This window comes from Limnothrix sp. FACHB-881, from assembly GCF_014698135.1.
In the GTDB taxonomy this organism is placed as follows: domain Bacteria; phylum Cyanobacteriota; class Cyanobacteriia; order CACIAM-69d; family CACIAM-69d; genus CACIAM-69d.
On record NZ_JACJSN010000005.1, the window covers coordinates 14,546 to 26,601 of the forward strand.

Annotated in this window: 10 protein-coding genes; 3 read left to right on the forward strand and 7 right to left on the reverse strand. The window is 56.3% G+C overall.

Translation table 11 applies throughout. From position 1 onward, the window contains the following. Positions 1-18 precede the first annotated feature (18 nt). The 4 genes from H6G52_RS06440 to H6G52_RS06455 all read right to left on the reverse strand — a co-directional run bounded on the left by H6G52_RS06440 (position 19) and on the right by H6G52_RS06455 (position 4,743). Positions 19-1,932, reverse strand: coding sequence for an alkaline phosphatase PhoX (locus tag H6G52_RS06440; protein WP_190527209.1), 1,914 nt, complete (start codon positions 1,930-1,932; stop codon positions 19-21). 80 nt (positions 1,933-2,012) lie between these two features. Next, positions 2,013-2,555 carry a hypothetical protein gene (locus H6G52_RS06445; RefSeq protein ID WP_190527211.1) on the reverse strand — a complete coding sequence of 181 codons (543 nt, stop codon included), beginning with the start codon at positions 2,553-2,555 and terminating at the stop codon, positions 2,013-2,015. A gap of 543 nt (positions 2,556-3,098) precedes the next feature. Then, positions 3,099-4,382 carry a serine hydroxymethyltransferase gene (glyA, locus tag H6G52_RS06450; protein ID WP_190527213.1) on the reverse strand — a complete coding sequence of 428 codons (1,284 nt, stop codon included), beginning with the start codon at positions 4,380-4,382 and terminating at the stop codon, positions 3,099-3,101. A 187-nt stretch (positions 4,383-4,569) separates the two neighbouring features. Then, positions 4,570-4,743, reverse strand: coding sequence for a hypothetical protein (locus H6G52_RS06455; protein ID WP_190527215.1), 174 nt, complete (start codon positions 4,741-4,743; stop codon positions 4,570-4,572). Between the two features lie 22 nt (positions 4,744-4,765). Here H6G52_RS06455 and H6G52_RS06460 point away from each other — a divergent pair, with 22 nt between their 5' ends. Next, positions 4,766-5,014 (forward strand): hypothetical protein, encoded by a 249-nt coding sequence (locus H6G52_RS06460; RefSeq protein ID WP_190527217.1) that lies wholly within the window; start codon positions 4,766-4,768, stop codon positions 5,012-5,014. 458 nt (positions 5,015-5,472) lie between these two features. On the opposite strand, the gene H6G52_RS06465 is transcribed toward H6G52_RS06460, so the two are convergent. Continuing rightward, positions 5,473-8,205: a CHAT domain-containing tetratricopeptide repeat protein gene (locus H6G52_RS06465; RefSeq protein ID WP_190527219.1), complete on the reverse strand. Its 2,733-nt coding sequence runs from the start codon at positions 8,203-8,205 to the stop codon at positions 5,473-5,475. Positions 8,206-8,383: 178 nt separating this feature from the next. Here H6G52_RS06465 and H6G52_RS06470 point away from each other — a divergent pair, with 178 nt between their 5' ends. Both H6G52_RS06470 and H6G52_RS06475 read left to right on the forward strand, forming a co-directional pair. After that, on the forward strand, positions 8,384-8,623 hold the full coding sequence (locus H6G52_RS06470; RefSeq protein ID WP_099534230.1) for a 2TM domain-containing protein: 240 nt from the start codon (positions 8,384-8,386) through the stop codon (positions 8,621-8,623). An 11-nt stretch (positions 8,624-8,634) separates the two neighbouring features. Next, positions 8,635-10,458 (forward strand): hypothetical protein, encoded by a 1,824-nt coding sequence (locus tag H6G52_RS06475; protein ID WP_190527221.1) that lies wholly within the window; start codon positions 8,635-8,637, stop codon positions 10,456-10,458. 18 nt (positions 10,459-10,476) lie between these two features. Here the strand turns inward: H6G52_RS06475 and H6G52_RS06480 are convergent, their stop codons facing one another. Continuing rightward, positions 10,477-11,022 (reverse strand): hypothetical protein, encoded by a 546-nt coding sequence (locus tag H6G52_RS06480; protein WP_190527223.1) that lies wholly within the window; start codon positions 11,020-11,022, stop codon positions 10,477-10,479. 107 nt (positions 11,023-11,129) lie between these two features. Continuing rightward, the gene (locus H6G52_RS06485; protein ID WP_190527225.1) at positions 11,130-12,053 is read right to left on the reverse strand and encodes a tyrosine-type recombinase/integrase; all 924 of its coding nucleotides are present in this window, start codon (positions 12,051-12,053) and stop codon (positions 11,130-11,132) included. Positions 12,054-12,056 lie beyond the last annotated feature (3 nt).

The window sequence follows — 12,056 nt, forward strand, 5'->3', positions numbered from 1 at the left end:
ACTGACGAATTCACCAGCCTACGAACCAATGATGCCGCCGTCCTTCTTGCGAATCACCAGCGTGCAATCGCGGGGAATCCGACCACTACCTTGGGGCGCTGGGAAATTGGTCTTCGCCGGGTTCCCATCCCCAGGGTGCTGCAGATTCACAAACATCGTGCGGCGATCGGGCGTAACCGTAATGCCCGTCACCTCACAGTCCGTAACCCCCGTCAGCAGGCGGCGAATATCACCCGTTTCCAGGTTAGCCACCAGCAACTGATCATTCAGGCCCTTCTTCTGAGTACCATCGGTCTCAATGAACAGACGGCCATCGGGATCCGCCCACAGACCATCGGGGCTGCTGAACGTGCGCTCGTCGCCGTTGCCGTGGGTATCCTTCGCCAGGATGAAAATATCCCAAGTGAAGCTAGTGCCCGTGTAATCATCACTGTCGCGCCAACTGATGATGTGGCCATCGGGGTTGGGGCCCAAGGGGTTCGCCGCATTCACCTGCGTGTCTTTGCGCTGGGTGTTGTTGGTCAGGGTGCAATAAACCCGCCCATTCGCCGCTGCCGTGATCCACTCGGGGCGATCCATCGGCGTTGCCCCCAGGGCATCCGCCGCCAACCGGGCATAGGTCAACACTTCCGCCTGATCGCTGAATTTGCCGCGCAGGGCCGGGTTGCTGATGTTTAGCTCCAGCCAACTGCCCGTGCCGTTGTCATTGAACTTGGCCACATAGAGCTTGCCTTCGTCCAAGGGGCTGACCCCACGGGCCCGCATCGATCGCCAGTTGTCCGCCGAAACGAACTTGTAGATGTAGTCAAAGCGCTCATCGTCGCCCATGTAGACGACAATCCGGCCGCCGCGACCTTCCACCACTTCAGCCCCTTCATGCTTAATCCGACCCAAAGCGGTGCGCTTGACAGGGGTTTGGTTGGGGTTCATGGGGTCAATTTCCACTACCCAACCGAAGCGGTTTTCTTCATTGGCATGTTCAGCGCTGGCCAGGTCAAAACGCTTGTCAAACAGTTCCCAGCCATAGCCAAAGCCAGCCGCCGCGAAGCCGTAGCGCTTTTGGGCGTTGGTCGTTTTCCAAGTGCCCGTTTTGGTTTGGGCGTTGTAGGTGCTGTCGCCAAAGTAGCCGTTGAAGTTTTCTTCGCAAGTCAGGTAAGTGCCCCAAGGGGTTTTGCCGTTGGCGCAGTTGTTCAGGGTTCCCAAGGGCGGGTTACCGGCAGCGGTGCGCAGCAGGGGGCTGTTGGCAGCGGGGCCGCTGAAGGTGACGGGGGTGTTCACGTGGATCCGGCGCGATCGGGGGCTGGGCACTGCTTGCCACTTGGCTCCCCGTACCCGCCGAATTTCCACCACCGAAACTCCGTGGGCGTGCTGTGAAACCCGCACATCTTCCAGGCTGGTGGGCAAGTTTTTGCCAATGACGTGGCTGTTGGTTCCGTACTCGTGGTTAATGGCCAACATCCCGTTGTCATTGCCTTGATCCAACGGGAAATACCACATCCCATCGTGGCCAATGCCGATTTGCTGGGCCTGTTCGGCCGAGCTGGGACGACGGTTGGGATCCCCATTGTAGTTGGGGCCTTGGCCGGGGCCCTGCAAGGGACTGCCCCAAGGAATCAGAATGTCGTACTCATAGGCGGAGGAGATGGCCGGCACCGGGCCCGAGCCTGCCGCAGCAGGGACGATCGGGAAGTCCACCAATTTCCGCGCTTGGGCCAACAATTCCCCACCGGCCAGACCGGCTTCGGGGTTAGCTCCCGTGGCCGCTGCGGCTCCTTGGGCCAGCAGTTTGTCGCCAGCCAGGGCCGCCAAAAAGCCGCTGGCTCCCAACATGGCGCTGCGGGCCAAGAGGTTTCGGCGGGACAAGCGGGCGCGCAAAATGTCTTCAAAGGGGCGGTTGTTCGATCGATTGCTGATGCCGTTGTCGTGAATCACGGGTCTTCTCCTAGTCCTGGCGATGCAAGTGGTGGAAACAGGCTGATGAAGGGGCTGAGGCCGCTGTCTTCGCCGCTGTCCTAATCGAGGTCGCTGAGATAGTCCTGAGCTTGCGATCGCGTCATTTGACCCGTATCCCAAGCCTGATCAATGGTTGCGCCGCGACCACCCACACCCCGAGGGCCCGTTTCCGGTTGCCCCGACTGCGTTGGGTTAGCCGGTTGCGCCGCCACCACAGAATCAGGCGGCTCCACTGGCTGAGGATCCGGCCGTTGCAGCAAGCGACCGGACGCATAATATTGCGTCCAGGCGTTGACCCTTGGGTTTTGTTGCCACTGCGATCGGGTAACACTCACCGTCAAAATGGGCACTAAATTTCCATGGCGATTGCCCAACACCACAACCTGAACCATCGAAAGGGCCGGTTTTTGCTGAAATTCCCGCGCGATCGCCGCTTGGGCCATTCGTTCGGCTTGGGCCACTAAATCGCGCTGTTCGGTCAGGGTATAAATCGGCAATTCGAGAGTTAGATTGGGGGGGTTGGCCAGGGCCGGCTGATCAATCAAAGTCAGTCCGCTCCCAAAGTTCCAAGGCCCGATCGCGACGGGATTCAGAACAGCCATGCAAACTGAGGCCAATGCAAACCTAGCCAAGCTCATAAATTCAGCGACGCACGAGACCCATTTGCCAAGAAACCAACATCCACCATGTCGGCTTCCGCAAAGAGCCATAAACGCTATTTACGCTAGGTTTCTTCAGTAAAGACAGGGTTAAGTGAAAACTGGATTTTGATTAACTTTTGGGATCTTTTGCCCTTAAGAAACCTTAATTCTCTAAATTGTCTTTTTCAAAAAATCCAAAATCAACTCATTTTGAGATCTTGAATTTCTCAATCTTTTAGAAGATTTTTAGCAGTTGCCAAGCTGTTAAGGAAAAGCCAAGAACTAAAAGCTTAAAAAGTTAGAATCTTTAGAATCTATGGATTTAAAAATATTCAATCAAACCCCAAAAATTCCCAAGAAAAAGGGCAGGCTTTTGGCCTTGCCCCTTTCAAAAAAACTAAGATTGATGCGCGACTTGCTCAACCAATTAACGAAGACAAGAGTCTCAAACCCTTTGCCCCCCCCCGCAACTGCGGGTGTTTGGCAAGTGCTGCCCGACAGCTTCTACGCCAGGGCTGGCAGCGCCACCCGCAGGTGGGGATAGAGCGGGAAGCGATCGCACAGGGCCGCCACCCGATCGCGGCAGGCTTCTTCCACCGACGCATCGGCCGCGTTAATCAGCCGCTCGGCGATGATGTCACCGATTTCCGTGAATTCCGCCGCACCCATGCCGCGCGTGGTCATGGCCGGCGAACCCAACCGAATACCGCTGGTGACGAAGGGCGATTGCGGATCAAAGGGCACGGTGTTCTTGTTGGCGGTGATGTTGATTTCACCCAACAGGCGATCGGCTTCCTTGCCGGTCATTTCGATCGAGCGCAGATCCACCAGCACCAAGTGGTTATCCGTGCCGCCAGACACCAGCTTCAGGCCGCGCGCCTGCAACTGAGCACCCATAGCCTTGGCGTTTTCAATCACTTGGGCGGCGTAGGTTTTGAAATCCGGGCGCAGGGCTTCCCCAAAGGCCACAGCCTTAGCGGCAATCACATGCTCCAGGGGGCCGCCTTGACTGCCGGGAAACACCGACTTATCAAACTTCTTGCCCAACTCCTCATCGCGGCACAGAATCAAACCACCGCGAGGGCCGCGCAGGGTTTTGTGGGTGGTGGTGGTCACCACGTCGCAGTAGGGCAGGGGGTTGGGATGCAGCCCGGCGGCCACCAACCCGGCGATGTGGGCGATGTCCGCCATCAGGTATGCGCCCACTTCATCGGCGATCGCCCGGAATTGGGCAAAGTCGATCGTCCGAGGATAGGCGGAATAGCCACAGATGAGCAGCTTGGGCTTGTGTTCGATCGCCAGCTTGCGGATCAGGTCAAAGTCCAGTTGCTCGGTCTCGGGACTCACGCCGTACTGCACCACGTTGAACCACTTGCCGGACACGTTCACGGGCGAACCGTGGGTCAAGTGGCCACCATGGGACAAGTCCATGCCCATGATCGTGTCGCCCGGTTGCAGCAGGGTCAGGAACACGGCGAAGTTGGCTTGCGCGCCCGAGTGGGGTTGCACGTTGGCCCAAGCCGCGCCGAACAGTTCCTTCACGCGATCAATCGCCAGTTGCTCCACCTGATCGACGAATTCACAGCCGCCGTAGTAGCGCTTGGCAGGCAGGCCTTCTGCATATTTATTGGTCAGCACCGAGCCTTGGGCCGCCATCACCGCCGCCGAGGTGAAGTTTTCGCTGGCAATCAGTTCCAGGTGGTCGCGCTGGCGCTGTAACTCGAGACCGATAATTTCGGCCACGAGGGGATCGGATTCGGCCAAAAAATCCAGGTTCGTGCGAGTCACGATGTCAGTTTCCTTGCTTGTTGCGTGGGGGTTGAAAGGGCTGGGGCGAGTGAGGGTCGCGCGATCGATCTGGCTCGGGTTTCGGGTTGCGAGCGCGATCAGCTAACTGTGGCGAAAACACCCCAAGCCAATCATCATACGGCCGATTGGACGGCGGGGCGATCGATCCATAATGCAATCAGCAGTTTCACCAGCTCCGACGGGGGCGATCGATCATGGTGACATGGAAATCTTTAAGTGAGCAAGCCGAACAACTGTCCTGGCGCGATCGGCTGATGTTGATCTGGCAACTGGTGCGATCGTTGGGCAGGCGATCGCACAACAGCGCACGGATGACGGAGCCATCTGTACGCATAGGCACTGTGATCAGGCAACGTCGAGGCTTGCCGAAGAACGTAGAGATCAAGGGAGCATCCAGACGTACTTTGCGTGTGATACGGGCGCAATCGTCCAAGCAGCAATCTCCAGAAGCTGTGGGAGTTTTGGAGTCATCTGATGTTGTAATTACCTCTCATTCCGAATCCATCGCTGCTCAATCATTTTTTGAGCAAGCTGCTCCTTGGTTGGGTGTTGTGGATGGGCCAAGTGATCTTTCAACTAATCCGGACTATCTAGATGGCTATGGTCAATAGTGATGTGGTTGATAATGCTCTAATTTTGTTGGATTCAGGCCCACTCGTAGCCCTAATTAACCGAGGCGATCAGTTCTATCCTTGGGCAAAGGCAACTACATTACAGCTCAAACCCCCATTTCTGACCTGCGAATCAGTCATTTCAGAAAGCTGGTTCTTACTCAAACGAATGCCCCATGGTCGAACTTCTTTGCTAAATCTTCTCGAACGAGGTTTTATTCAAATCAAACTGGATTCAACCCAAGAAAAAGATCGATTGCTGGAACTGATGCAGCGGTATAGCTCAGTTCCGATGTCCGTGGCTGATGCCTGCTTGGTACGACTCTCGGAAAAATTCCCAACGGGCGTTGTGTTGACGCTGGATAGCGATTTTTTGGTTTATCGACGATTCGATCGCGAGCCAATTCCAACGATCATGCCTCCACCGTTATGACTGATGCTGTGGCAATGATTCAGGGTTAGTTCGTATCTCCGATCGCCACGAAGGCCGCCCAATTTTGGGGCCCGGGATATTGCTCCCGCACCTGCAACATGGCCGATCGCAACGCCACCGCCGGATCACTGCCCGCTGCTCGCTCTGCATAGAACGCTTGCATCATCAGCGCCGTGGGTTCGTCCGGCACTTTCCAGAGACTCGCCACCACCGTCGGCACGCCGGCCTTGAGAAACGCCCGTGCCAAACCGATCACCCCTTCACCGCTGACGGTTCCTCGGCCCGTGTCGCAAGCACTCAGCACCGCCAGCCGCGCTTGCAAATTGCGATCGAAAATTTCCGCGATCGTCAATCGCCCGTCCTCATTGCCGCCGGGAACCAGGGCCAACCAACTTTCCAACCCGCCATCGACCGTCCTGGGCACAACCCCATGGGTCGCAAAATGCAGCAGACCCGCGCGATCGATCCGTTCTTTCACCTGCGATTCGGTGGCTTGGGCCCCAATTAAAGGCGTGGCATTCAGGGTTTGGGCGATCGCCCGGGCCTCCGCCTCTGCGCCCTGCAACGGGTTCAAATTGTCCGGCATTGGGTCAGGATTGCCCACAATCAGCGCCGGGCCGTTGCTGGTTTGGGGACGGCGGGCCGCTTCCGCCAACACCGACACCGAAGGCGCAAAGGCCAGAGTGTGGCGATCGATCAAAAATTTGCCCGACTCATCCCGCAGGGCCGCAAAGGGAACCACCGCCAATTCACGGTGGGGAATGATGATCAATTTGCTGCCCGTTTCTGTGGGTAATAAATCAGCGATCGGCTTGATCAACAGGTCATAGCCTTGTCGTAAATCTGTGGGATTTTCAGTAATCCGTTCGTTGCCCGTTCCTCGTAATTGATTAGCAAGATCACTCAGTCCTTGATCATTGCCCCGCATACTGATTAACCGCAGGGTAACCGCACTGTTTCGCAAAGCTTCCGCCGTTTGACCCAGACCTTTTGCGGATTCGGGTAAGGGAACTTTCCGAAAGGCGATCGCCCCCTGAGGCGGAATCACCCAAATATATAGCTCTCCCCAAACGGCGGAATAGTGAATAATTGTGCCCTTTTGCTGTTGGGCGATCGACTGCATTTCAGCAGCCGTCAGGGATGAATTTTGGGATGTGGAATTGGATTGCAAAAAAGACAGCAGCGATCGGGCCCGACCGCGATCGGCAACGACAACCCCTTCAGCCGTTTGATTCATGGCGATCAAAGTTCGTTGCAAAGCTTGATAAACATTTTGTTGGGTTTCCAGCAGCGAGGTGCGATCGCGATCGTTCTGGCCCAAATCAGCTTGAATTGCTTCCAAAAGATCTAAGCTGGACTGCAACGCTTTGGCGGATTCTGCCAATCGATTGGTATAGAAATTGGCAAGACCAAGGTTGCTGAATGTCATGGCTGCCACCTCGCGATCGCCAATGGAGCGGGCGATCGCCAAGGACTGTTCGTAATATTCAATGGCACGCTGATATTGATTAAGAGCTTGGTAAGCCATTCCGAGGACAGTCAGGGAGTAAGCGGCTCCTGCTTGGTTGCCAATTTTTCGTTTAATCGCTAGGGATTGTTCGTGATAGGTAATGGCGCGTTGATATTGCCCAAGGTCATGGTAACTGTTGCCCAAGCTGCTCAAAACCACGGCTTCACCTTCTCGATCGCCGATCGCCCGCTGAATGGCTAAGGCTTGCTCGTAATAATTAATCGCTTGCTGATGCTGACCCAAATTGTTATAAACATTGCCTAAATGATTTAGAGAAATGGCTTCTCCGCTGCGATTACCAATTTCGCGCTTGATCGCCAAAGATTGTTCCTGATAGTCAATTGCTCGTTGCGGCTGACCGAGGGAATTGTAGATCTGACCAAGATTACTCAGGGAAATAGCTTCTCCATTGCGATCGCCAATTTCGCGCTTAATTGCCAGGGCTTGTTCTTGATAATTGATCGATCGCTGATATTGACCCAGTAAATTGTAAATAGCGCCAAGATTACCAAGGGTAATCGCTTCTCCCTGGCGATCACCCAATTGGCGATCGAGGGTCAAAGATTGTTCATGATAGTCAAGGGCGCGTTGATAGTCTCCCAAGGATTGGTAGGCTAATCCCAAATTCCCTAAAGAAGCAGAAATGCCTCGTTGATTGCCGATCGCACGGTCAATTTCTAGGGCTTGTTCATAATAGGTAATGGCGCGTTGGTATTGTCCCAAACGGTTGTAGGCATTACCCAAACTGCCGAGGGAATCGGCCAGACCCGATTGATCGCCCAATTGACGCTCGATCGCCAGGGCTTGTTCGTAATAGGTAATGGCGCGTTGATGATCTCCGAGGGATTGATAAGCATTGCCCAGGTTATGGATCGACTGGGCGACTCCCTGGAGATTGCCCCGTTGGCGATCGAGCGCTAAGGACTGCTCGTGATACTCAATGGCGAGCTGGTATTGACCCAAAGCATTATAGGCATTGCCCAAATTACCGAGGGCCGCTGCTTCCCCGCTCTGAGACCGAAGGGCGCGATAAATCCGAAGGGCGGCTTCCCAGGACTGAAGGGCCGCCCGAAACTGACCGGTTCGGTATTGTTGAATTCCCTGTTGCAACAGCCGATCGGCCGCTGGTTTGGAGGGCAAATCCGTAGGCGACTGGGCGGGTTGTGCCGATCGAACCGGCTGGGGCAGGGCGATCGCGAGGATTGCGCCCAACAGCCACACCAACCCGCCCAACCAGAGTCCACGCATGGCCCATTTCCCCCGCACTGGATCGCCTTGCCACCCACCATAGCCTCAACCCAATCGCGATCGCCCCCTGAACCAGTTACAGCCGACCGTTGATTCACCCCAACCGCGATCGCCCCGGCAGACCATGGCAGAATGAGAACCGGTTTTCCGTCCCAAATCGCAACCCGGTAACTGTCCTATGCCTCCCCGTTGGCCCCGTGAACCCGATCGCGCCGATCCTGAATATCGCAAACTTGACGATCGGATGACCTTTGCGACCCACGTGGCGATTTTTGCCGCCAGTAACTCGGGTCTGTGGTTTTTTGAAACCCTGAACCGGGCGAGTGATCCTTGGGCCGTTTGGGTCACCCTGGGCTGGTTGGGAGCCTTGACCCTCCATGGGGTTTATATCTTCGCGATCGCGGACTATTCCGCTTAGATGGGTTGCCCATGACTGCGCTGCTAGAGGCGATCGAACAAGCCCTGGATCATTGGGATCGTCAGCCCTTTGCGCTGGAACCCCTGGCCCAATTGCGGGATCTGCGTCGTCAATTGGCGGAACAGTGGCTGGCCACGCCGGACGCAGCCATGGCGACCCAATGGGAAACCGGCCGCGCCGCCCAAGCGGCCCTTTGGGATTGCAACTTGCGCTATGAAGCCTTGACCCCCGAGGAACGCCAGTGGCTGGAGCCGATCGAGCGGGAATTGGCCGCCACTTGGCCAGCTCCCCGCCTCCAAGCGGTTTGGGCGATCGCCCTCTATCAACGGGCCGAAACCTGGTTGCCCGATCTGCATGGGTTGCAACTGCCGCCTTGGGCGATCGAACCCTTTTTTGACTATTGCTTGGCCTTTCCCTGCTTTTTTCGAGAATTGGGCGAGGTCGATCGCTATGCCAACTTCACCATCGCCCTGGTGGACTATTTACATGAACAAATTTTCCGCTATCCACAATCGGCACAATGGCAAAAAATCGCCCTGACGTTTAGTAATTTGGCGAACCTTGTCCCGCTTTATTTTTGCGATCGAAATTTGCGATCGACCTTTGCCAAACGGGCCGCGATTTTGGAATTTTCCCTGCGGTTGGCGGGCCATCAATTGGAATATGACTTTGCACCCCGACCGCCCGATCGCCCCAAAATTCGACTCGGAATTCTGAAAACCAATTATTTATCCCACCCGGAAACTTTCACAACCTTTCCGGTGTTTGAGTGGCTCGATCGCGATCGGTTTGAAGTGATTTTGTATGTCATTGATCGCGATCCAGATCTGCTAGATGCCTATCAACAACGGCGATCGGGAGATGCGATCGTGCCGCTGGTGGGTGATTTAAAACAACAGGTGGCCCGAATTCGGCAAGATGATTTGGATGTGTTGTTGGTGGCCACGATCGTCACCAATTCCCTACATCGGGTGTTGATGATTGGGGCCCATCGGTTGGCGCGAGTGCAAATCCATTCCGTTTCTTCCCCCGTCACCAGCGGCATGACCCATATGGATTACTACCTATCCGGTCAGCTCACGGAAACCGCCAGCGCCGCCGCCCATTATCAGGAAAAATTGCTCTTTGTGTCGGGGCCGGCCCACTGTTTTGACTATTCCTTGGAAGCCGCCGAACCGCGATTAGTCATCGATCGGGCCAGTGTGGGGATTCCTGAGGGGGCGATCGCCTTTGTTTCGGGAGCCAATTTATATAAAACCATCCCCGAACAACGGGAAACTTGGGCGAAACTGCTGGCCCAGTTTCCTGATAGTTATCTCTTGCTTTGTCCCTTTGGAGCCAGTTGGAAGCGCAACTATCCCAAGGTGCAATTTTGGCGGCGCTTGCGGGAAACTTTGGCCGCCCACGGAGTCAATCCCGATCGAGCCATTGTGTTTGACCAACTGCCCAGCCGCGCCGATGTGAAAGCGGTGTTGCAACTGGCTGATATCTATCTCGATTCGTTTCCCTTTGGTGGGGCGAATTCCATTGTGGATGCGATCGAGGTGGGGTTGCCGGTGGTGGCCCGCGAAAGTGACTGGTTTCGATCGCGCCAAGGGGCTGCCATTTTGCGCGATGTGGGTTTGGGAGATTGGGTTGCCCGCTCAGAGGCAGATTACCTGGCTCTGGCGGGGCGTTTGGCGGCGGATTCAGCCCTGCGGCAATCAATTCGCCAGCACCTGACCCGAGCCTTGGCCCAGCCGCCGCGCTGCCTGGATAGTCGAGCCTACGCGGCCGAGGTGAGCCAGCAGTTGATGCGGGTGTTGGAACAGTGGCAGGGCAATCGGGTTGAGTGACCGATTTCGTGACCGAACCTAGGGCGAGCTTTGGCCGTCGCCGGTCGATCGTTGCATTTGCAGCAGCGACCCGTTGTAAGGGTTCGGCAAGTCCTGTGTCCGAATCCAGGGATCCGACAAGCTTTGGCGTTGCAGCACTTCGTAATACAGGCGGCTGATGTTGCGGCTGTCGGCATTAGTGCCCTTTTCGGGGAACGGCAGCCCTAGGATGACTTGCAACTGTCCCCAAATCGTTTGATCGGTTTGGGTTGGGGGGTTGTGGCGATAAAACGTTGCGTCAAAGGCTTGGGGAATGGTGGTGATCGGAATGGCGGCCGATGAACGACTGCCGGGCGTACCGGTTTGTACCGTGCCGCTGCCCAAGGGGTCGTTTGGCCCCGGCACAATGACCCGATCGCCATAGTCAGCCGACTGGGCCAGGGCGGGGCCCACGCTCAAAACCGTGGCGGCGATCGCCGAGCCGATCACAGTAGCCCAAGTGGTGGTCTTCATTTGCTTTGCTCCTAATCGATCGCAGTCTTGCATCGTGCTCGATCGCTTCTCAGACGGCCGCCCACGAGTCACGGGCCAATGGCTCCAAAGATCAGCCCCATCTTGCCACGGGTTCCCGAAAGGATGCAATGGACGAATGGTTTGCGACGAAGAGTTTGCAGAGTAATGATTCCCAATCCTTAAAGATCCAGATAGCGCCCGGAACTGTCCTGGGGGCGGGCATGGAGATAGCGGCCCGTGGTGGCAATGCTGGCATGGCCCAGGGTGGCTTGCACCAGGTGAATCGGCGCACCCCGATCGAGGCTGTGGCTGGCGTGGGCGTGGCGCAACCAGTGGGGCGAAACATTGGCCTCAATGCCCACGCGCTGGGCCGCCGATCGCACAATTCGCATCAGTTGCGAGGGATCCAGATGCCCCCCCTTGCGACTCCGAAAAATCGGGTCTTGGCGATGGGGCAACGGTTCGATCGACTCGCGATAGGCCTGGAGTTCTTGCCAAAGCGTTGGCGGCAGCAACACCGCGCGGGTTTTGTTGCCTTTGCCATAGACCGTCACTTGGCCCCCATCCCCTCGGGGTTGCAAGTCTCGCCAACACAGTCCACAAAGCTCACTAGCCCGCACCCCAGCCGCATAAAGCAATCGCAACATTAATCGATTTCGGAGCTGGGGTTCTGCTGCCAGCATTTCTTGTACCTGAGCTTCACTTAAAATCCGCTCCGAAAGAGTGTCTTTCGTGCTGGGGACTTTAAAAGCCACCGCCGGATTGTCGGGAGCCAGGCCCATTTGATGCGCAAACCGCAGCAGGGATTTAATCGCCGCGATCGAGCGACCCATGCTGCTCGGAGCCAGTCGATCGCGCTCCAACTCATCCAAAAACCCCTGCACATCAATGGCGCTCACCTGCTCGATCGGGCAATCCACAAAGGCCAAAAACCGCAAGGCCTCCCGCTGGTAATAGCGACGGGTGTGGCGGCTTTTGCCATGGAGCCACAGGGCCAGGAGCCGCTCATGGGCCGGCGAAAGGGGCAAATCAGAGCGATCGACCCGATCGGCTTCAGGCCGTGAGCCGATCAATTTTCGAGAAGTGCCGCCCAATTTCGCCATGAA

Bases quoted from the DNA above. Each gene is read 5' to 3' on its own strand.
- H6G52_RS06445 (WP_190527211.1), bottom strand. From the start codon at position 2,555: ATGGCTGTTCTGAATCCCGTCGCGATCGGGCCTTGGAACTTTGGGAGC.
- H6G52_RS06465 (WP_190527219.1), bottom strand. From the start codon at position 8,205: ATGCGTGGACTCTGGTTGGGCGGGTTGGTGTGGCTGTTGGGCGCAATC.
- H6G52_RS06470 (WP_099534230.1), top strand. From the start codon at position 8,384: ATGCCTCCCCGTTGGCCCCGTGAACCCGATCGCGCCGATCCTGAATAT.
- H6G52_RS06475 (WP_190527221.1), top strand. From the start codon at position 8,635: ATGACTGCGCTGCTAGAGGCGATCGAACAAGCCCTGGATCATTGGGAT.
- H6G52_RS06485 (WP_190527225.1), bottom strand. From the start codon at position 12,053: ATGGCGAAATTGGGCGGCACTTCTCGAAAATTGATCGGCTCACGGCCT.